Annotated in this window: 19 protein-coding genes and 1 pseudogene; 13 read left to right on the top strand and 7 right to left on the bottom strand. The window is 66.8% G+C overall.

Annotated elements, in window-relative coordinates:
* Positions 1-1,114: 1,114 nt before the first annotated feature.
* The 3 genes and pseudogenes from AC0VYL_RS06470 to AC0VYL_RS06460 all read right to left on the bottom strand — a co-directional run.
* Positions 1,115-1,640, bottom strand: a pseudogene (locus AC0VYL_RS06470) (transposase); the annotation flags it as partial.
* Positions 1,641-1,754: 114 nt separating this feature from the next.
* Positions 1,755-2,297: a hypothetical protein gene (locus AC0VYL_RS06465; protein WP_475482588.1), complete on the bottom strand. Its 543-nt coding sequence runs from the start codon at positions 2,295-2,297 to the stop codon at positions 1,755-1,757.
* A gap of 24 nt (positions 2,298-2,321) precedes the next feature.
* Positions 2,322-2,810, bottom strand: coding sequence for a hypothetical protein (locus AC0VYL_RS06460; RefSeq protein ID WP_475482587.1), 489 nt, complete (start codon positions 2,808-2,810; stop codon positions 2,322-2,324).
* A gap of 1,281 nt (positions 2,811-4,091) precedes the next feature.
* Here AC0VYL_RS06460 and AC0VYL_RS06455 point away from each other — a divergent pair.
* Positions 4,092-4,790, top strand: a complete 699-nt coding sequence (locus tag AC0VYL_RS06455) for a hypothetical protein (RefSeq protein WP_475482586.1) — start codon at positions 4,092-4,094, stop codon at positions 4,788-4,790.
* Positions 4,791-5,704: 914 nt separating this feature from the next.
* Here AC0VYL_RS06455 and AC0VYL_RS06450 read toward each other — a convergent pair.
* Complete coding sequence (locus AC0VYL_RS06450) at positions 5,705-6,475, bottom strand: AAA family ATPase (protein WP_475482585.1); 771 nt, start codon at positions 6,473-6,475, stop codon at positions 5,705-5,707.
* A 679-nt stretch (positions 6,476-7,154) separates the two neighbouring features.
* On the opposite strand from AC0VYL_RS06450, the gene AC0VYL_RS06445 reads away from it, so the two are divergent.
* Both AC0VYL_RS06445 and AC0VYL_RS06440 read left to right on the top strand, forming a co-directional pair.
* Positions 7,155-7,349 carry a hypothetical protein gene (locus AC0VYL_RS06445; protein ID WP_475482584.1) on the top strand — a complete coding sequence of 65 codons (195 nt, stop codon included), beginning with the start codon at positions 7,155-7,157 and terminating at the stop codon, positions 7,347-7,349.
* Between the two features lie 346 nt (positions 7,350-7,695).
* A complete protein-coding gene (locus AC0VYL_RS06440; RefSeq protein WP_475482583.1) occupies positions 7,696-8,424 on the top strand; it encodes an AlkZ-related protein in 729 nt (242 codons plus the stop codon).
* Positions 8,425-8,790: 366 nt separating this feature from the next.
* Here the strand turns inward: AC0VYL_RS06440 and AC0VYL_RS06435 are convergent, their stop codons facing one another.
* Positions 8,791-9,081, bottom strand: coding sequence for a hypothetical protein (locus AC0VYL_RS06435; RefSeq protein ID WP_475460300.1), 291 nt, complete (start codon positions 9,079-9,081; stop codon positions 8,791-8,793).
* Between the two features lie 235 nt (positions 9,082-9,316).
* On the opposite strand from AC0VYL_RS06435, the gene AC0VYL_RS06430 reads away from it, so the two are divergent.
* Positions 9,317-10,294 (top strand): helix-turn-helix transcriptional regulator, encoded by a 978-nt coding sequence (locus tag AC0VYL_RS06430; protein WP_475482582.1) that lies wholly within the window; start codon positions 9,317-9,319, stop codon positions 10,292-10,294.
* Between the two features lie 19 nt (positions 10,295-10,313).
* Here the strand turns inward: AC0VYL_RS06430 and AC0VYL_RS06425 are convergent, their stop codons facing one another.
* Positions 10,314-11,135 carry an AfsR/SARP family transcriptional regulator gene (locus tag AC0VYL_RS06425; RefSeq protein ID WP_475482581.1) on the bottom strand — a complete coding sequence of 274 codons (822 nt, stop codon included), beginning with the start codon at positions 11,133-11,135 and terminating at the stop codon, positions 10,314-10,316.
* 31 nt (positions 11,136-11,166) lie between these two features.
* Positions 11,167-11,307: a hypothetical protein gene (locus AC0VYL_RS06420; protein WP_475460294.1), complete on the bottom strand. Its 141-nt coding sequence runs from the start codon at positions 11,305-11,307 to the stop codon at positions 11,167-11,169.
* 749 nt (positions 11,308-12,056) lie between these two features.
* On the opposite strand from AC0VYL_RS06420, the gene AC0VYL_RS06415 reads away from it, so the two are divergent.
* From AC0VYL_RS06415 to AC0VYL_RS06375, 9 genes are read left to right on the top strand one after another with little or no spacing between them, the layout of a single operon-like run.
* Positions 12,057-13,319, top strand: a complete 1,263-nt coding sequence (locus AC0VYL_RS06415) for an AMP-binding protein (protein ID WP_475482580.1) — start codon at positions 12,057-12,059, stop codon at positions 13,317-13,319.
* A 5-nt stretch (positions 13,320-13,324) separates the two neighbouring features.
* On the top strand, positions 13,325-13,597 hold the full coding sequence (locus tag AC0VYL_RS06410; RefSeq protein WP_475482579.1) for a phosphopantetheine-binding protein: 273 nt from the start codon (positions 13,325-13,327) through the stop codon (positions 13,595-13,597).
* 48 nt (positions 13,598-13,645) lie between these two features.
* Complete coding sequence (locus tag AC0VYL_RS06405; protein ID WP_475460288.1) at positions 13,646-14,023, top strand: ectoine synthase; 378 nt, start codon at positions 13,646-13,648, stop codon at positions 14,021-14,023.
* Positions 14,024-14,038: 15 nt separating this feature from the next.
* Positions 14,039-15,202, top strand: coding sequence for an acyl-CoA dehydrogenase family protein (locus AC0VYL_RS06400; RefSeq protein ID WP_475483480.1), 1,164 nt, complete (start codon positions 14,039-14,041; stop codon positions 15,200-15,202).
* 13 nt (positions 15,203-15,215) lie between these two features.
* Positions 15,216-15,896, top strand: coding sequence for a transglutaminase-like domain-containing protein (locus AC0VYL_RS06395; RefSeq protein WP_475460286.1), 681 nt, complete (start codon positions 15,216-15,218; stop codon positions 15,894-15,896).
* An 11-nt stretch (positions 15,897-15,907) separates the two neighbouring features.
* Positions 15,908-16,867: a pseudouridine-5'-phosphate glycosidase gene (locus AC0VYL_RS06390; RefSeq protein ID WP_475482578.1), complete on the top strand. Its 960-nt coding sequence runs from the start codon at positions 15,908-15,910 to the stop codon at positions 16,865-16,867.
* Positions 16,864-17,553: an HAD family hydrolase gene (locus tag AC0VYL_RS06385; RefSeq protein WP_475482577.1), complete on the top strand. Its 690-nt coding sequence runs from the start codon at positions 16,864-16,866 to the stop codon at positions 17,551-17,553. The genes AC0VYL_RS06390 and AC0VYL_RS06385 overlap by 4 nt, the downstream gene beginning before the upstream one ends.
* Positions 17,550-18,944 (top strand): MFS transporter, encoded by a 1,395-nt coding sequence (locus AC0VYL_RS06380; protein ID WP_475482576.1) that lies wholly within the window; start codon positions 17,550-17,552, stop codon positions 18,942-18,944. The genes AC0VYL_RS06385 and AC0VYL_RS06380 overlap by 4 nt, the downstream gene beginning before the upstream one ends.
* Positions 18,941-19,684, top strand: a complete 744-nt coding sequence (locus tag AC0VYL_RS06375; RefSeq protein WP_475482575.1) for an aspartate racemase/maleate isomerase family protein — start codon at positions 18,941-18,943, stop codon at positions 19,682-19,684. The genes AC0VYL_RS06380 and AC0VYL_RS06375 overlap by 4 nt, the downstream gene beginning before the upstream one ends.
* Positions 19,685-19,757: the final 73 nt, after the last annotated feature.

Here is a 19,757-nt window from a genome sequence, read left to right as displayed (position 1 = left end):
CAATGCTTATAAGAGAATCTCAGACAAGCAACTATGAAGGACGGGCCTCCAGCCGAACCAAGGCTGAAGCATACACTCTTAAACACCCAGAGGAGCTGAGGGATAAATAAGCACTCAAAGAGCGAAGAGGGGCAGACGGGCGGGCCTGGAAGGAGCCAGAAAAGGACATGTGGGACGAGCGGCCGAGAGGTCATCACCAGGGGCCACCGCCCCCTACGTGAAGGTGACTACCCACAGGGTATAAGTCTGGTTTTGAGCCACACTCACAAAACATACTCTGACCTGCGAGAACGAGTGTTCCAGGGAGGACCACAGGGCAGGAGGGGGCGCGGAGGGTGCGTTGGAGTACTGATTCACTGGCTCTCAGCTATCCCTCAGAGCGGGCCTGGGGCCGGGGACGGAGGGTGTGGGACGGTCCAGTGAGATCTCCGTGATTCACGGTGATGAGTATGGCTACTTTGATCATTTTCCAGCGCGGTAGCGTGGTGTCGAGTCGCTGAATAAGAAACCCCAAACCCATTCTTCGAGATTCTTGTCTTCGCGAAAACGCAGCTCCACCGCCTCATCGCCTCGCAGGCCGCGCTCAGCCTGAGTGGGTGATGACCGCGTGGGTATCGCTCACCGGCATCGCCTCGGTCGACGACCTCGACCGGTCCCCACGACCCCACTGGCCCGGCGCAGGTGGTCCAGGGCATCGAAACAGGCCCGCTCCCTCGAAGGGGACGGCCCTGGATGCTTCTGCGCGAGGTCAGGCCACGGGCTGCCGCGGTGCCTGCCACTGACGTATCACTGCGGCCAAGTCGCTCATATCCAAGGACGGCTCACCACCGCCTGCTTCTGCGTCCCCCGGTCCCGGGCCCCCTCCGCGAGGTGCCGGTGGCACCGCCCTCGCGCGACGCCGGGCGTGCTGGACTGGTTCTTCTCATGCACGGCCAGATACAGGCGTACCCCGCACACCCCGTCATCGTCCTCACACCACCCACGCCGCCCCGTGTGCAACGCCCGCTGGTGGGGCGGCGACCCGACTGTGTAGGTGCCCGTGGGCGCTTGCCCAGCACGGAGTCGAGGACCTTCACCCCCTCACCTCGCCCACAGTCTTCCCTAGACCAGGTTTACGGCCTCGGGGCGGAGGCCGCCTGGACAGGGTGGGCGGTATCGCACGCACCAGCGGTTGCAGATCTTGGCTGTCGTGCAGGTTCGCACCCGAGATCGCCATGGAAATCGGAAGCCCGGTTCAATCGGTGATCAAGTGGATCTTGAACCCCTTCTTGCCCCGTTCGACAGGATTCGGGCCTGTCAGGTCCCCGCTTGAGAGCGCGCATGTTGACCGAGTCGACCGCGCACCGCGACCGGTCGAGTTCACCGCGGGAGCCGAGTTCGTCCAGGACCAAGCGGTGCAGTTTGACCCAGACCCGGGCCCAAGTCCATTCGGTGAAACGCCGGTGCGAGGTGGGCTCGGAGGGGCCGAACACCGGTGGGAGCTGCACCCTGGCGCAAACGGTGGTCGCCGCGAAGATGATCGCGGCCAAGACCTCACGATCCCCGTGTCTGCGCTGCCCACCACCTTGAGGCCGAGTGGGCACCACCCGCTGAACCAGCTTCCGCAGTCCGTCCGGCGCCAAACCCCCAACCATCGACACTGCCAGGATACCAAGAATTCACATGAGATGAGCTATAAGCACGCCGAAAGCTCTTGAGAAGAGATCTCAGCGAGATTTATGACCACGCCACAACACACACCCCAATCGCCCAATTCACCCAAATACCACAAACCCAAGGGCAATATTAAACAAGAACGAAAACGCGATGAGAGAAATGAGCAAGTTCTGATTCAAATAAATCAGCCGCCGTGGACTCAAACCACTACACCGACCTGCATCAATTTCCCGCAGGACATGGCGCTTGATCGAGCGGACCAGGGAGAGGTTTCTTGAACCCCCGAACAACTCGTTCAATATCGATCCGGAAAATCCCACACATTCAACTCTCTCCCCATCGTCAAGAAAGACCAACAGACCGCCTTCCCACCGAATGGCACGAACTCGCGACACAGGGATTTCATGGGCGAAGATGAAATTTCGTACAACCAAGGACCCGGGCGCCAGGACGACACCAGGAAGAAAAGTGAACTTGAGAATTACCCAGATGGACACCGGAAAAAATAGAGACACGAAGAAAAGTTGCCACATCCCAGCCTCATGGGCCTCCTGCGACCTCTCGAAACTCCATGAAACCCACAGGAAGACAAAGGGGGCAACGAGAAATAATCCAAAAGAAGCAGTTGCCCAATTCTTCATCCCTAGACTCCCAGAGCATCCGCCCTACTTTGACCAATCATTTCTGACTGAAATACTGACCCCCTGAGCAGCCATCCACTGCCCCGCATTGGCGCCATAGGAAATAACCGAACTCTTCAAATCCACTCCACCCACATTTTGCCCGGAAACCTTCTTTTGATACCTACCAACTCGAGAGAAGCCCGTATCACGCATGAATCTTCTCCCACTTCCAGCAAGAGCTCGCGCACCGGCGCCTCCGACAGCAAGCAGCCCCAGGTCCATGGCGTGGTGCCCAAAATTCACATTGCTCAAGTCATCCTTGTTCTGATAGACATCCCACCCAACGCCACCCAACCAAAGCGCAGCTCCAGCTCCCAAGCAGGCCCCAGCTGAGGCAAAAACCCATACGCCAAATCCGACAAGAGTGGCGACTTGCTTGATATTGCCTCTATTTCCGCATACCCAGGATCGAGCATCATTCCAAGAATCAATGGCCGATTCTCCAGCACTGGAGAACCATTTAGCAGTCATGATCCCAAGATCTTTAGGACTAACAGTAGTATTAATCAACGGAGGTCGATTGGGAACCGATTTCTTTACTACGGTCCGCCATGGACTCGGGGTGCGCCCCATGGCGGCCAGATGAGATCGTCTACTCAGGTGTGAGGGACACTGAGGCTAACACAGGCGCGAACCGAACAAATATTTCAGACAACCTGATTATCCACAACCTTAGAGCCCCACGAAAACCGCCAAATTACCATTCCAAAAAAGGAGAAACACCAACCCGAAAGCAATCAACGGATACAACCAGATCATCTTACGATAGAGGTCAATGAAGGCGAAATTCCCTCCCGTTCTTGAAAATGTCGATTGCATATAAATTATCATCAGATCAACACCAGCAGCCGTCGCCAATTGACCTCGGAGCACGGCAACGAAGAATGCCAACCCCATGATAGAAATTGATACAATCCGCTGGAATCTCTAACCAGAGAACCAAGGAGCCCGACCACAATAAAAACGACAAAAGCCAAGAGTATCGAAACCGCTAACCTAATATAGGAAAGCCATACCGCGTCGCGAACCGTGGGGACTTCTCCGTAAGCTGACTCTTCCGCAACATTCAATAGCCTAGAGAGATTCCTACTGCTTTTCGCAACGACACCGCAGACGTACTCATCCAAGCGATAAAATCCAACTTCACTTAATCTCCATTCAGAGACCTTCGACAAATTACCACTCCTCACTTTGACTATACTCCCAGGATTCCACGCGATTCACCCTGAGGGTTATTGTGAGCGCTCGCCGCAGGCCTGACGGAAAAGACTCCACCCGCACCAGAGTCTCCCCACCGCGATAAATTCACAGCGACCCCGTCTCCGAATTTGCTCATCTGCTCGAGGACCGGACCGTTCTTCTACCTATCTCTTTTCCCTCGAGATCCACTCGCCGCAGGGCGCTACGAGAAGACCACCTGACGGGACTGTGCCTGACGGCCCATCGGATCATCCTGGCGGCGCTCCCGCGCAGGCCCAGCAACACCCCCGCAACCGTCACAACGCCCCGGGAGCCCGCCAGGGGTGGCCCAGACGTGTCAGGCACACACCCACGGCCGCCCAAAGGAAGCCCGGCTGTCACCCAGCAGGGCTACCCTGCCCCTGACACAACACCACCGCGACCAAACGCGACCAGCTCCTCACCGCGTTCCCCGAACTACACGACTGCGGCACACCCGCACTCCTGCTCCACCCCCACCTGGGAAACCCGGGACCTCAAGACAGCTCCGTTGCCGGCCCCCTCCTCTGGCCTGTGGACGAACCCTGGCCCGCCTGCTCCCACGGTCATTACGTCTTCGAAGCGCCTCCTGAGAGCGGCGATGTCTACTTCGACGAACCGCTCTACCTGCAAGCCGTCCTCCAATTGTTCGCACGCGACCTGCCCGCCGGACACACCCTCCCCGGGGGAGCCGAACTCCTCCAGGTCCTGTGGTGCCCCAACGACCACCCCAACCCACCGGATGCGGACGGCCACGACCTCACTCCCTGGCTCACCCTGCGCTGGCGGCACGACCTCACCGGGCTCGCACCGCTCCCCCAGCAGCCCTTCCCCCACACCCGCGTTGAGCAGTACGCTCTCCCACCGTGTGTCCTGGCCATCGAGGAGATCACCGACTACCCCTCCGACGCTTTCCTGCCCGAAGAACTCGCCGACCGCATCCAGGAGTGGGAGACCTCCACTCCCGTGTCCGGACACGTCGCCCCCCAAGCCAGCTACTCTGACGATCTCACCCACCAAGGGGGAATGAAGTTCGGCGGCCACCAACGGTGGGGCCTGACCGACCCCTCCCCTATCGAGTGCGAGTGCGGCATCTCCATGGAACACCTGCTCCAGATCGACAGTATGGAACCGGGTGGACTGGACAACCTCATCATCAGCTGCGGCTACTCCCTCGGCCTCCACTACTGTCCCGTCTCCCCGAAACATCCCCACCGCACCGTCATGCAATAACTGATGACTTCGTGCACACGCTGACCTTTGAGCTTGTGGTTGACGAATCCGGCTGACGATCGAGCGCTGTCTGCCCAGGTCAAGGTCAACCCGTCAAGCTCTGCTCGTCGCCCTGACAATCGCGTTCACAAGGGTCAGTTTCGAAGTGCTCGTTGGAGGACCGTCCTCCTCCCAGAAGGTGAAGAACTCGGATGCTCGACGGCATTGGCGCGCTCCGTCCAGGTGTTCGCGAACGTCGGCGGTGTGGCTCGGGCAAGGACGTCGGGCAGTTGCTCGTTCAGGGCATACACCCCTCCCGATACCCTTGACCCCACCAACCGTTGGAGGGAATCCTGCGAAGTTCCGCACCATGGACCGCGCTCACACTCGTGATCCTCCTTATCGCCCCCATTCTGGTGTCCAAACACCTACTCGTACCAGCTAACCGACCTTTCGTTTACGACAGCGGAGTCAGAGTTCAACTTCTTTCCATTTCCCACAAGAACATCAACCGAGAAGAACGAGTGACATGGAAGATCGAGATCATCAATGGTTCAGGAAGTCCGCTGGACCTGAGTCTCTCCTCGACTTGTCGCTACGCCATGCCGCCACTCGAGTCCGGCCGCTCCACCCTGGCTGAGCAAGGCAGCGAAAGGCTCTCGCTCCCAGTGAACCTGTCAACGAGCGTCACTGACTCATGTCCCTCGCCAGAGTCTGGTCGATGGTGGGTCTACACCCTCACTCTGGAGGACCACGCCGACAATATTGGCTCTCGCACCATCAGCTTCACGGGCAAGGCCCACTAACTTTCCCGCCATATCGCAATGCAGTTGGCGAATCCCAGATCAAGAGATTCCCGCCGCGAGCGGCCACCGGACTCCCGTTCCTGTGTGCTCCGCAGTTCAGGCCGGTACTTCAGCAAGCTGCATACACGTTCACAGAAGATCATCCTGATTCGGATGTTGCGGGACGCAACGGCACGAAGTGAGACGGGGCGCCAGGGCATGGGAATCGGACATCACGGGCTCGATCCGAGGAGAGGGCAACTCCACCGCGGCCTGCGGGGGACCACCGGTGTTCGCATCAGGGCCGAATCGAATCCAGGCCAGTTCCCGCGCCCGGCGTCGGTCGAGCGCGAGCAGACTGCGCGCGCCCGGCGCGAACGCCGTGGGCCCGTTCCGGGTGGCCTCCCGAAGTCGCCGCCAGCGCCGAGAATGTATCCGGTGACTGCGCTCGGTCACCCGCCGCCCCCGGGCGCTCTGCCCGTTCCGGGCCTCCTGCGGGGTGGCGTCGATCATCAACACGTGCATCTCGTACCGGCGGAGTCGGCAGAGTAGGGCGAGCAGCACACGGACCGGCCGCCGGGTTCCGCACTCGTGCACCACCACCGGGCCGCCACACAGCGCCGCAGCAACCTGGACCAGGTGGAGTACGTGCACCACCCAGCGCCACAGTGGGTAGCGGACCCGGCCCAGCAGAGCTCCCAGCTGGTACCGCGACTGTAGCGAGTCGATCACCCGCACACCGTCCGCGGTGAGCACGGTCCGCTCCTCGTCCCCGCGCAGACCGAACAGCCGCCGCAGCAGGGTGCTCTTCCCGGCCCCGGGCACCCCGGCGACCAGGACAAGGGAGCGCCGAGGGTAGACCGCCCCACGCACCGTCGCGTCATTCTCCGTGGGTACATGCCGCACCCGCCCCTGGAACATGTTCGGTAGCTCCTCAAAGCCGACCTTCGCGCCGGTGGGGCGCGGCTCTACAGTGGCCGTGTCACCAACGGCATGGTGCTACTGGGCCACGACCTGGGTGGGGGAACCGGCCGTGCGTTGAAGCGGGCGATGGTGGAGCCAACCGAGACGTCCCGGGTGAGCAGCTCCATGGCGTCATCTCCAGGCCCGGAGCCGCTCGAAGACGCGGTGACACGACATACCGGTGACCGGCTACCGCTTGGTGTACAACGGTGACCGGCCGGGCTTGACGCCCTTCGGAAGCAACGACTCCAGCACCGCCCACTGAGCATTTGTCAGATCTCTCTGAGCCACGAGACATGATCATCGCATGCCCCTGATCCACTCACGACCAGTCTCTGGGGTGCACGGTGAGAGGTGGGTGATCGTCGCTGACAGCCCCCAATTGCCCACCCACGGCACCGCCGTGTCGGTCGACGGTTGACCTTTGCCGACCCCTCATGTCAAAGGGTGGTTGCTACCTCTCCCGCCGGCGATCAGGCGGCCCGAGAGAGCCTCAACGCCTACTCCAGCACTGGGGTGGGCCGAGGGAGAGCGTGAAAACACGGCGGGTAGGGTGCTGATCAGGGAAGTCAGCGGATTCCGTCACCGCTCGACTGCCTAATCTCCGCGATTCCGGTGAACAGTGAGGCGAACGGCCATGGACAAACCGCAGGGGAAGGACTCGTTCTCGGTGCTGTACAGAACGGGGTTCCGTATCAACTACGCGCTCCTGCAGGTCATGGGACCGGCGGCCCTGAGCCCCGAAACCGATCCGCGGGTCCGCGCGAAGAGGGAGTACGAGCGTCGGCGTGAACTCCACCGGGAGTGGAAGGCGCACCAGCGCTCCGTGTAGCACGACCAGACACGACGCCTTGGACGTCCCGGGCCCCTGGTGTAAACCCAGGCACTCAGCCGTTCGATGAGCTCCCCCTTCCCACCAATGTCACACCTGGAACTTCACTTCGGATCTCGCCCGGCGCGCTCCGATGTGTCCGCGTGAAAGCTACGGTGCGCACGTTCACGCCACACGCTGCACTCGGGTACATCGGGAATTTCTCTCGACCTTTTCTGCCCGCATGATCTGCCATGCGCGTGCGGTCGGCCAGATCAGCGGAAGGGCTCCCTCCTGTCACCCGGTTCCGTGTGGGAGGCTTCCCGTTCGGAGACCGTCCCCTGTACGACCCCCGGTGGGAGCCGTCATGAGTGAACTTCTGAAAGCGCGGCTGACCCGTTGGTGGTGTGACGGGCCGACCATCCGCACCATCGACGAGGCCCGGGCCTTCGTGGACGACGTCGGGTTCGCGGTGCTGTTCGGCGGGAAGCAGCCGAACTACCCGTGTCTGCGCGAGATCTCCCGCGACGACGACGCCGAGGTGCTCGCCTCGGGCATGGGCGAGGACTTCGAGGCGCTCTGGGAGTGGAAGGACACCCTCCCCGCGCAGGGGCAGGCCTGGCTCGGGCGGTTCCTCGCGGGCAGGCAGACCCTGATCAGCCCGGACCTGTTGGCCGACCTGTACGAGTACCCGGGAGAGCCGGACGACTTCACCCGGTGCGAACACCTGGGCGCCGGTGCTCGGCGTCTGGCCGAGCTGCTGCTTGTCGAAGGGCCGATGACCACGCGGTCGGCACGGTCCGTCCTCGGACTCAAGAGCAGGGAGTTCGACCGGCTCGTGGCCGAACTCGGCCGATCGCTGCTGGTGACGGGACACGGAGCCGACACCTCGGGGCCCGGGTGGCCGACCTCGGTGATCGAACTGACCGCCCGCGTGTTCGACGTGCCCGGTGACGGGGACCGGCGGGATCGGGATGACGCGGCCGCGGCCCGTTTCCTGGACACCATGGTGAGGTCGACACCGTACGAACTCCACCGGGCGTTCCACTGGGACCGCGACCGCGCGCACCAGGCCCTGGTGCGCGTCACCGGCTGAGGTCCGACCAGAGGTCCGGTGCCTCGTCCGGGGGCGCGGGCGGTTCCCCTCGGATCAGGACGGCCGCCTCGCTCCGGAGGTTTCGACCCGCCCGGGAGAGAACCGGGAACCGCCTCCGACGCGCACCGTGAACACCGGTGCGGAGTAGCGGACTTCCTCCACCCCATTACCTTCGGACATCCCCCAAAGTGACGGGGCGAATACGTTCCGGCCTTTCTCCGCTTCGACTTCTCCCGACCCGGTAAACCACGCGGAAAGAGGGCGACCCCGCGTCGGGATTCCCGTGGTGGGCCTTTCGCTTCGGGCCCGTTCGGGAAAGTCAAGATCATTCTGGATTGCCCCACGTCAGGAACGGCGAAGAACGGTTCAGGGCCGCCCGGGGTCGATCGCCCGGGCGGGGTCGGCCTCCAGTACGGTCCACGCCTCCAGTGGAGGGTTGTCGCCCACGACCCTGGCCCACAGCCGCAGGACGGTCACCGTCGCGTGGCCCCCGACGTCCTCGTGGAGGAAGAAGACAAGTTCTGCCTGATCGGCGGCCATTTCGATATAGAGGTGTTCCAACATGTCACCGGGAACGGAACTGGAGTAGAGCGCCGCCTTGATCCGCTCGGGGGGAAACGGGTCGCGGACGGACAACCGCAGGCGTATGATTCTCATGTTTTCCGTCTGTTCATCGAGGCACGGGCAAGTGATTCCTGAACGGATCGTGAACCACTCTTGCGGTGGGGTCCCGCAGACTCCACACTTGGCACGGATGTTTTCGCAGGGTCTCCGTTCCGGCGTGGCCGACGCACCGTGTGGCCCCGGAGATCGATAAGGAAGAAGCGACTGGAGGAAAGTCGTGTTCGGGTCGATCGGAATCGGTCAAGACGCGGTGAGTGTTTATCGGGCGATGTTCGCCGAGCCCCACGCCGGGGTGCGGGACCTCGGACGCCTTCTGGACTGGCCCGTGGAACGGGTGCGGTCGGCGCTGGACGAACTGGCCCGGCTCTCCCTGGTCCGACGCTCCTGGGAGAAGTCCGAGGAGCTGGTCCTGGTCCGCCCCGAGTTCGCCCTCCAGTCGCTGCTGGTCCAGCAGGAGGCCGACCTCCTGGAGCGGCAGCAGCAGCTGGCCACCGCCCGCTCGGCCATCACGCAGCTGATCTCCGAGTTCGAGGAGAGCCACCGCATCCGCGCGACCATGGACATCGAACAGCTCCACGGAATCGACGCGATCCGGCTGCGCATCGAGGAGTTCGTGCACGAGTGCCGCCACTCGTTCTGGACGTTCGCCGACGGGGGCGCGCAGACGCAGGACAACCTGGAGGCGAGCCTCCCTCTGGACCGGATGCTGCTGGACCGGGGCGTCGAGCTGCGCGACATCTACCTCGACAGCGTGATGAACGACCCCAAGACCGTTCGGTACATCTCCCAGCTGACCGAGCTCGGAGCCCAGATCCGCACGGCTCCCACCCTGCCGACCAGGATGATCCTCTTCGACCGCACCACCGCGCTGATTCCCACGGACCCCGACGACTCCTCCGCGAGCGCCCTGGTCCTGCGCGGCTCCGGTGTGGTCACGGCCCTGATGGCCCTGTACGAGTACGTGTGGGAGGGCGCCAACCCCCTCGGAGCCAGCGCTCCACGCGGCCGTCACGGCCTGAGCACGCAGGAGCAGGCTGTGGTGAACCTGCTGGCCGAGGGCAACACCGACGAGACCATCGCCCGCAAGCTCGGGGTGTCGGTGCGCACCGCGCGCCGGATCACGGCGGACCTCAGCCGTCGGTTGGGGGCCCGGAGCCGCTTCCAGGCCGGTGTCCTCGCGACCGCGCTGGGCTGGATCGACACGTCCTCCCTGGAAGGGGCCGCCGAGAGGGAGGGCGTGGTCTGACCGCCCGCCCGCCCGGGGTTCACTCGGCCGCCAGGGAGAGGGGGATCTCCCGCCGGACGCGCGCCCGCGGGCGGCGGGTGAGCGGAACCGGGCCCTCACCCAGCACCTCCTGGTGCAGGGCCTGGAGTTCACCCGAGGGCTCCAGGCCGAGTTCCTCGGCGAGGGCCAGCCGCAGGCTCCGATAGGCCGCCAGGGCCTCGTCGCGGCGCCCGGCCCCGTTCAGCGCGCGGATGAGCTGGCCGTGGAACCACTCGTTCAGCGGGTACTCCATCACCAGGGACCGCAGTTCGCAGATCGACTCCCGGCCGCGACCCAGCAGGACCTCGGCCCGGATGCGCAGTTCCTGCGCGTGCAGCCTCTGTTCCTCCAACCGGACCGTGTGGGAGCCGATCAGCGGGCCCCGGGGGACGTGGGCGAGGCACGGGCCGGACCACAGGTCCAGTGCCTCACCCAGGCGCCCCGACGCCGCGTCGGGGTGGCCCTCCTCCAGGAGGCGGCGGCCCTCACCGAGCAGCCGTTGGAACTCCAACGCGTCCAGCTGCTCGGGGGCGACCCGCAGCAGGTACCCGGAGGAGCGCGTGACCAGGAGCTCGGGTTCCTCCGTCGCGGGGTCCGCCCGCTCGACGGCCTTGCGGAGCTGGCAGACGTAGGTCTGCACGGTCGTCACCGCGCTCTTGGGCGGATGGTCCCCCCACAGTTCCCTGATCAGGACGCCCATGGGGACGGGATGGTTCGCCCGCAGCAGCAGCATCGCCAGGACCTGGAGGACCTTCGGCGCCCTGGGTGTGCACGTCCGGTCCTCCCTCAGGATCTCCAGCGCGCCGAGAATCGTGAATTTCACTGGACCACCCTTCTTCGTCCCCGTTTCGGATTCACTGCCATCCGGCGCCGCACTCGATACCGGTGCACTCCGACGGGAAGTTCGTGTCCTGGGCGAGGGCCGATCCGCCGCCTCCGATAATGGCGATGGCGGTGAAACCGGCGGCGCAGAGGAATCGCTTGATCTTGCCCATGAAGGCCACTTCCCTTTTCCGTGAACCGCGGGTGGCCGCGGGGTGTCTTATCGGAGTCCAGCAGGGCCGGGTGATTCGAGGAATCCGTTTTCCCGGCCCGCTGTTCTGATTTCCATCATCGACGCTCGGAAGGGGGTTGTCAGCACGATCGACTGGCATACTCCTGCAATGGCACCTAGCTGCCAGGCGGGGCGCCCGCCGACGGTGGCCCCCACCTGCCAGAAGGCCCGGGCGCGCTCGGCACCGGGATCCGAGCGGGAGCGTCGAGGCCGCCCACACCCCCGCCCCCACGGGGCTTCCGACCCACCTCGCGCGGACTCGTGCACCGTCAGCCCCAGGGCCGCGACCCCGGCCACCCGCGCCGTCGCGACGGGCGTCAGGACCCGCCGAAACCGCGTTCGAGGGACACTCAAGCGCTCGTCCAGGCAGGGTCGAAGAACGGTCCTGGGAAATGAGAGTCCCCTTGTCCGGGGTTCGCGGTACTTGGTACCCGAATTCGGGCAAAAGGAATCTTTCCCACCAGTATTGCCAAGGGGTGTCGGCGTTACCTAAGTTCTGCTCTGGCAGCCGAACAACCACCGGATTCGCCAGCAGAATCAGACAGGGACCGGTGTCCCACACCAGCCCGGAAAACCCCGCACGAATGTGCGGACCCACCCGTAGTTCTCGTGACCGAGGAGCCGATAACCGTGGCTACTCCCGCCGTCTGGGAAATGATCCAGGAACACGCCCACCACCGACCGGAATCCGTGGCACTGAGTTTCACCGAGGGCAGCATGACCTTCGGGGAACTGGTCGCCGCGGTGAACGCGACCGAACCCGGGGATCCCCCCACCGGCGTCCACGTCGTGCGTGCCGGACGTGACGGACGGGCCGTGATCGACACCCTGGCGGTCCAGCGGCTCCGGCGGCCCGCGCTCCTCGTCCCCCACGACGCGGGTGCCGGGTACACCGACCGGATCAACCAGGACCTACGCGACCTCACCGAGGACTTCGGGGACGCGCGCGGTCTGTGGACCACGACCTCCGGCTCGACCGGCAGGCCCAAGATCGTCGCCCACGACCCCGAGGGCGTCGACCGCTTCGTCGGCTGGGCGCGCGACCACTTCGACCTGGGGACCGACACGGTCTCCCTCAGCCTCTCCCCGATGAACTTCGACATCGCGACCCTGGACGTGTGGGCGGTCCTGGCCGCCGGCGGACGGGTCGTCTTCGCCCCACAGGACGACCTCACGAACGGTCCGGCCCTGGCCGAGGCGGCCCGCACGCACGGCGTCAGCCTCCTGCAGGCCGTACCGGTCGTGCTCACCCTCATCGCCCGCGCCGGCCTCCCCGCGCCACGGATCCGCACCGTGGTCTCCACCGGCGACTTCTACCCCCTGGAGACCCTGCCCGACCTGCACGCGGCCTTTCCCGAGGCCGACCTGTGGAGCGTCTACGGCAGTACCGAGACCAACGACAGCTTCATCCTGGACCTCCGCAGTGCGACGGCCGGAGAACTGGGCCGCCCCATCGACGGGGTCCACCACCGCGTCGACGCGACCGGCGAACTGGTCGTCTCCACCCCCTTCCAGGCGCTGGGCTACGTCAACGCCCCGAACGACGCCTGGCGCGACGTCGGGGGGCGACGCGAGTTCCGCACCGGCGACCTGGTCACCACCGGCGCCGACGGCACCCTGCGCCTGGCCGGACGGAGCGACCGCCAGGTCAAGGTACGCGGCGTGCGCCTGTCCCTCGACGCCGTCGAGGCGGTGCTGCGCCACCAGAACGGTGTGGCCGACGCCGTGGTCACGGCGCGCGGCCGGGGCTCCGGCGACAAGGAGCTCCTGGCCGCCGTGCTCGTCGAGCCGGGGGCCGCCGTCTCCAACCTGGCCCTGCGCTCGGCCGTCTCCTCCACCCTCACCCCGACGGCGGTACCGAGCCGGACGTTCCTCACCACGGAGCCCTTCCCGGTGACCGGCACGGGCAAGACCGACCGCAACGGTGCCATCCGCAGACTCCTCGAAAGGTGACCGACATGACCACCGACATGACCACCGACCTCCGCGACCGCATCCAGGAACGCATCGTGACCGCCCACGCCCCGGACCTGGCGGGCGAGGACATCCCCCGCGACTACGACCTCCTCGCCAACGGCGTCGTCGACAGCCTCTCCCTCCTCGCGCTCGTGGAGTGGATCCAGTCCTCCTTCGACGTCCCCGTCACCGACGTCGAGATCTCCCCCGCCGACTTCCGCACCATCGACTCGATCGCGGACTTCATCGGGACCAACACCGGGCCACGGCTCTGACCCTCCCCCTTCCGTCAGACCACCCGCACGACCGAAAAGAGAGATTCCATGTTCAAGCGCTCCCGTGAGAAGACCGACACCATCGACTGGGGCAACGGCACCAGCGACCGCCTGCTGGTGGAGGACGACAACCTGGGCTTCACCGTCGCGCACACCGTGGTGCGGGCGGGAACCGTCTCCCGGCTCCAGTACGCCAACCACCTGGAGGCCTGCTACTGCATCGGCGGCAGCGGGTTCGTCGAGAGCAAGGACGGCGGAACGCGCATCGACCTCACCCCGGGCGTCCTCTACGCCCTGGACCAGCACGACCCGCACCTGCTGATCGCCAGCGACCACGAGGACCTGGAACTGGTCAGCGTGTTCAACCCCCCGCTCTGCGGCGACGAGCGCCACGACCTCGACTCCCCCGAGTTCTCCTCCTACTGACCGGACGTGAACAGCATGGTGACCACCACCGCGGCACCGCCGCGAGACGAGGACACCGCGCTCGCCCGCGTACGCGAGCGCGTCGAACAGGCGGCCCCGACCATCAACCGGGGCCACCTCGACCGGGACCGCGAGGCGGTCTTCTCCCGGGAAGCCTGGCGGGAGCTGGCGGGCACGGGCCTGTTCGGCTCCTGCCTGCCCGAGGAGGTCGGAGGAAGCGCCGGCTCCCTCACCGACCTCATGCACGTGGTCGAGGGTCTGGGCTACGCCGTCCGTGACTCCGGTCTGAACTTCAGCGCGGCCACCCACCTCGCCAGCACCGGGTTCGCGCTCAACGGCTTCGCGGGCCCCGAACTCCGCCGCCGCCACCTGCCGTCGGTCGCCGCCGGGACGTCCATCGGCTGCCACGCCATCACCGAGCCGGAGACCGGGTCGGACGTGCTGGGCATGTCCACCACGGGCCGCCTCGACGGTGACCACATCGAGCTGGACGGGCTGAAGACCTACGTCACCAACGGGCCGGTGGCGGACCTCGCTGTCGTCTACGTCCGCACCTCCGACACCCCCGGCCCGCTCGGTCTGAGCGCGGTGCTCGTCCCGAGGGGCACCCCCGGGGCGGACTTCGGTCCCCCTCTGGACAAGACGACCCTGCGGACCTCCCCCTTCGGGGAGTTGCGCCTGACCGGATGCCGGGTCCCCAGGGCCAACGTCATCGGTGGTGTGGGGACCGGGTTCCTGATCCTCGACCGCGTGATGACCTGGGAGATCCTGATCGCCTTCGTCATCAACGTGGGCGAGATGCGCCACCGCCTGGACCGGGTCGTGGAACGGGTCGGCAGCCGACGTCAGTTCGGTCGGCCGCTCGCCGAGTTCCAGGGCGTGCGCAACACCGTCGTGGAGATGCACATCGCGACCCAGAGCGCCCGCCAGGCCCTCCACTCCGCCGGAGCGGCGGTCTCCGCCGGGCACCGGGCCACCGCGGAGACCGCGGTGGCGAAGATCCTCACCAGCGAGGCCAACATCCGCACCGCCCAGGCCGCCGTCGAACTGTTCGGCGGCGAGGGCGTGCTCACCGACACCGGAATGGAGATCGGGGTCCGCGACGCCCTCAGCGGCCCCATCTACTCCGGCTCCAACGCCGTGCAACGGCAGAAGATCGCCAAGGCCCTGGGCCTGTGACCGGAGGATCACCGTGACCGAGACCCACACCCTGACGGACCCGACCCACTTCCTCGACCACCAGAGCCCCGAAGTGCGGGAGTTCGTCGACCGCGCGCTGCCCGACCGGGACGCCTCACCCCGCGAGATGGCCGTTCGCCTGCACGACGCCGTGCGCGACGGCATCCGCTACGAGGTCTACGACGCCGACCTCACCCGCGAGGGGGTCCGCGCGTCCAGCATCCTCAGACGCGGGCAGGGGTTCTGTGTCCACAAGTCCATCGTCTACGCGGCCGCCGCCCGCTCGGTGGGCATCCCCACGCGGCTGGTCTACGGGGACGTGCGCAACCACCTGGCGTCCGACCGCCTCCTGGAACTGATGGGCGACGACCTCTTCACCTTCCACGCCCTCGTCTCGGTGCGGATCGACGGCACCTGGATCCGCGCGACCCCCGTCTTCAACACCCTGCTGTGCCGTCTCTACGGCATCCGGCCGCTGGAGTTCGACGGCCGCGAGGACAGCTACTACCACCCCTTCGACAACCAGGGCCGCCGCCACATGGAGTTCGTCCGCTGGCGCGGCGAGTTCGACGACTTCCCCTACGAGACCGTGGTCGGCGGTATCACCGAGAACCATCCGAAGCTGGTCGGCCCGGAACTGGTGACCGCCCAGGGGTCCCTGACCGACGACGCCCGCCGTGAGCGTGGAGAGTGAGAGGAGTGGACATGACCGGGATCGACCAGTCGAACGTCATCGTCTCCGACGAGGTCCGTACCGCCATCGAGAACCGGGAGGCCGTCGTCTCCATGGAGACCTCGGTGGTCGCCGGGGGTTCCTACCCGCACAACCTGGAGACCGCGCTGGCGGTGGACCAGTGCGCGCGTGACGAGGGGGCGGTTCCCGCCCGTGTCGCGGTGATCGACGGCGCCCTGCGCGTCGGGGTCTCGGACGACGAGCTGGAGCGTCTGGCCAAGGCCGCGGACAGTCAGAAGATCAGTACCCGGGACCTGGCGGTCGCCCTGCACGGCGGCCGCACCGGGGGCACCACGGTCTCCTCCAGCCTCATCGCCACGGTCGCCGCCGGGATCAGGGTGTTCGCCGTGGCGGGGATCGGCGGTGTCCACCGGGGCGCCGAGGTCTCCTTCGACATCTCCACGGACCTCACCGAGTTCACGCGTTCGCCCGTGGCGGTCGTCTGCGCGGGGGCGAAGTCCCTGCTCGACCCGGCGCTGACCCTGGAGTACCTGGAGACCGTGGGCGTGCCCGTCATCGGGTACCGGTCCGACGACTTCCCCGGCTACTACACCCGCAGCACGGGGCAGCCCGTCCCCTACCGGATCGACGACCTGGGAGAGCTGGCCGCGGTCATGCACCGGCACTGGGGGGCGGTCTCCCCCTCCTCGGTGCTGGTCACCCACCCCATCGAGGAGGAGTGGAGCATCGACGCCGACCTGCTCAACACGATGGTGGAGGACGCCCTGGGCGAGGCCCGCGCGAGCGGTGCGACGGGGCCCGCGCTCACCCCCTTCGTCCTGTCGGCCATCTCCAAGGCGACGGACGGGCGCAGCGCCCTGGTCAACCGGGCGGTCCTGGAGTCCACGACCCGGCTGGCGGCCCGCCTCGCGGTCGCGGAGGCCGACTTCCCCGCTGGCCGGCGGCCCACGGGACCGGCGGTGCGGACATGACGCGCGTACGCGGTGTGCTCCTGGACCTGGACGGCACCCTGGTGAACTCGCCCTCGGTGATCCTGGCCGCCTTCCACGACGCCTGCGCCCCGCACGGCGCGGTGCCGCTCCCGGCCGACGCCCGCGGGCTCATCGGCAAGCCGCTCGACACGATCCTGCCCCGACTCCTCCCGCGAGGCGACGAAGCGGTCTGGGAGGAGGCCAAGGCGCTCTTCCGGGAGTCCTTCGCCCGCCGCAGCCGCGCCGCCGCCTCGACCCTGGTGTTCCCGGGGATCCGGGAGCTGCTGACGGACCTGGCGGCGGAGGGGCTCCGGATCGCGGTGGTCACCAGCAAGATCACCCGAAGCGCCCACGAACTGTTGGAGTCCACCGGGCTGGACCAGCATCCGGACCTGGTGGTCGGGCACGACCAGTCCCCCCGGGGCAAGCCCGCCCCGGACCCGGCCCTGCTGGCCGCGAGCTCCCTCGGGCTGGTGCCCGAGGAGTGCGTGGTCGTGGGCGACTCCCCCGACGACGTCGCCATGGCGGTCTCCGCCGGGATGGCGGCGATCGGGGTGGACTGGGGTGTCTCCGACGCCGACACCCTGTTCTCCGCCGGTGCCGACCACGTCGCCACCACCGTCAACGAACTCGCCGGTCACCTGCACGGTCCGGTCATGCAATCCGCCAGGAAGGTGACTCAGTGAACACGGTACGCAGACTGACGGGGAGTCCCCAGGCGATGGGCGCGCTCGGCGTCCTGTGCCTGGCGCAGTTCCTCATCGCGCTGGACTACTCCATCATCTACGTGGCGATGCCCAGCGTCGGGCACGACCTCGGCCTCTCGTCGTCCGTGCTCCAGTGGATCGTCAGCGCCTACGCCCTCCTGTTCGCCGGTCTGCTCCTGGTGGGCGGACGAGTCTGCGACCGGGTCGGCGCGAAGCGGGTCTTCCTGGTCTCGGTCGTCGTCTTCGGCGCGGCCAGCGCCCTGGGCGGGTTCGCCCAGGAGGGCGTGGCGCTGCTGGTCAGCCGGGGCGCGCAGGGGTTGTCGGCGGCCTTCCTCCAACCGGCGACCATCGGCCTCATCAGCGCGACCTTCGCGGCCGGTCCGGCCCGCTCCCGGGCCCTGGCGATCTGGGGCGCCATCGGTGCCTCCGGTCTCGCCGTCGGCGCCATCCTGGGCGGCGTCCTCACCGAGTTCTCCTGGCGCTGGACCTTCCTCATCAACATCCCCCTCACCCTGCTGGCGGCCCTGGGCGGCCTGCTGTGGCTGACCGCGGCCTCCAGGAAGGAGAGGGGCGCGCGCATTCCCCTGTCCGCCGCGATGATGGGGACCGGCGCGCTCCTGGCGCTGGTCATCGGTCTGACCCTGGTGGCGGACCCGGAGGCCTCGGGCGTCTACGCCGGAGCCGCGTGCCTGGTCGCGGTGGTGCTGGGGCTGGCCTTCCTCACCCACGAGTCGCGGGCCGACAACGTGATGGTGGACCGTTCGCTGCGCCGTACCCGCTCCCTCGGGGCCGGTGTGGTGGCCACCTACCTGTACATGGCCAGTGTGGGATCGGAGTTCTACCTCGTCACCCTGCTGCTCCAGAAGCTGGAGGGCTTCACGCCGCTCCAGGCGGGGCTGGGCTTCCTCCCGCTGGCCGTCATGGTGACCCTGGGGAACATGGCCGCGGGCCGCGCGGTGGAGCGGATCGGCGCGGGAACGACCATGACGGCGGGCTTCCTGATCAGCCTCGTCGGCCTGGCGCTGCTCGCCGCCATGCTGGGGTCGGGCACGTACACGACCCACCTGCTGCCCGGTCTGCTGCTCAGCGGGTTCGGCCACGGGGTCATCTACACCTCCATGTTCGTCATCGGGACCCGGGACGTGCCCGACCGGCACCAGGGCACCGCCGGTGCGCTCATGACCACGTCCCAGTACCTGTCGGCGGCGGTCACGGTGGCCCTGCTGACGATCATCCTGGGCACCGACCCGACAGGTGTGGAGTTCCGGTGGGCGTTCGGCCTCACCGCCGCCTTCGCCGCCGCGGGCATGCTCATCTCCCCGCTGATCCTGCGCCGCCCGGAGAAGCCGAAGGTGGAGGTCCGGGTATGAGGACGAGGCTCGGCATCCTGGTCATCCACAACGACCCCGTGCCCGAGGCGGAGATCTGGCGCTCGGCCGGGCCCGACACGAGCGTGCACACCGCGAGGTTCTGGACGCCGCGCCCCTTCGGCACCGAGTTCACCGGCCTGGACCTGGGGGTGCTCCTCTCCGAGACGGGGCTGGACACCGCCGTGCGCCAACTGGGCGACCTGGGCGTGCACGCTCTGGGCTACTGCTTCGCCAGCAGCAGCGTGTTCGGCGGGACGGCGTTCGACGACGCCTTCGGCGCGCACGTCGAGGAGATGTCGGGCGGGGTCCCCACCGTCACGGCGGGCCAGGCCATCCGGGAGGAACTGGACCGCGGCGGGGACGACGGGATCGCCGTGGTCGCCCCGCCGTGGTTCAGCGACGGCACGCTGGAGGCCATCCGCGCCTACCTGCCGGTGCGGGTGCGCCAGGTCATGAGGTTCGAGCTGCCACCGGAGTGGGACGGCATCGAACGGCCGGACCTCTTCGACCGGGGCGCGCGCTTCGCCGTGGACCAGGCCGAACTCGAACGCCAGGTCCTGCGGCGGCTGGAACCGGGGATCGGGACGGTCGTCGTGCCCGGCGGCGGTTTCGCCAGCCTCGCCGCCGCCGAACGGCTGCGCCGGGCGCGGGGGCTGAGGGTCGTCTCCTCGAACTCGGCCCTCCTGCGGTCCATGGAGCGGCGCGCGGCCTCCGCCGCGCGGGCGGTCCCGGCACCCTGACACGGCTGATCCCCCAGGGGCACCGGGCGAGGTGAACGGGGGCGGCGCGCCACCGCCCCCGATCCGCCCGCCC

Source organism: Nocardiopsis sp. iso_238 (assembly GCF_056173325.1).
The sequence above is the reverse complement of the archived record's forward strand: the minus strand, read 5'-3'. Positions and strand labels throughout refer to the sequence as shown.

Coding starts and splice junctions, on each gene's coding strand:
- AC0VYL_RS06465 (WP_475482588.1), bottom strand. CDS start 2,297: ATGAAGAATTGGGCAACTGCTTCTTTTGGATTATTTCTCGTTGCCCCC.
- AC0VYL_RS06460 (WP_475482587.1), bottom strand. CDS start 2,810: ATGACTGCTAAATGGTTCTCCAGTGCTGGAGAATCGGCCATTGATTCT.
- AC0VYL_RS06450 (WP_475482585.1), bottom strand. CDS start 6,475: ATGTTCCAGGGGCGGGTGCGGCATGTACCCACGGAGAATGACGCGACG.
- AC0VYL_RS06445 (WP_475482584.1), top strand. CDS start 7,155: ATGGACAAACCGCAGGGGAAGGACTCGTTCTCGGTGCTGTACAGAACG.
- AC0VYL_RS06440 (WP_475482583.1), top strand. CDS start 7,696: ATGAGTGAACTTCTGAAAGCGCGGCTGACCCGTTGGTGGTGTGACGGG.
- AC0VYL_RS06435 (WP_475460300.1), bottom strand. CDS start 9,081: ATGAGAATCATACGCCTGCGGTTGTCCGTCCGCGACCCGTTTCCCCCC.
- AC0VYL_RS06430 (WP_475482582.1), top strand. CDS start 9,317: ATGTTCGCCGAGCCCCACGCCGGGGTGCGGGACCTCGGACGCCTTCTG.
- AC0VYL_RS06420 (WP_475460294.1), bottom strand. CDS start 11,307: ATGGGCAAGATCAAGCGATTCCTCTGCGCCGCCGGTTTCACCGCCATC.
- AC0VYL_RS06410 (WP_475482579.1), top strand. CDS start 13,325: ATGACCACCGACATGACCACCGACCTCCGCGACCGCATCCAGGAACGC.
- AC0VYL_RS06405 (WP_475460288.1), top strand. CDS start 13,646: ATGTTCAAGCGCTCCCGTGAGAAGACCGACACCATCGACTGGGGCAAC.
- AC0VYL_RS06400 (WP_475483480.1), top strand. CDS start 14,039: ATGGTGACCACCACCGCGGCACCGCCGCGAGACGAGGACACCGCGCTC.
- AC0VYL_RS06390 (WP_475482578.1), top strand. CDS start 15,908: ATGACCGGGATCGACCAGTCGAACGTCATCGTCTCCGACGAGGTCCGT.
- AC0VYL_RS06385 (WP_475482577.1), top strand. CDS start 16,864: ATGACGCGCGTACGCGGTGTGCTCCTGGACCTGGACGGCACCCTGGTG.
- AC0VYL_RS06375 (WP_475482575.1), top strand. CDS start 18,941: ATGAGGACGAGGCTCGGCATCCTGGTCATCCACAACGACCCCGTGCCC.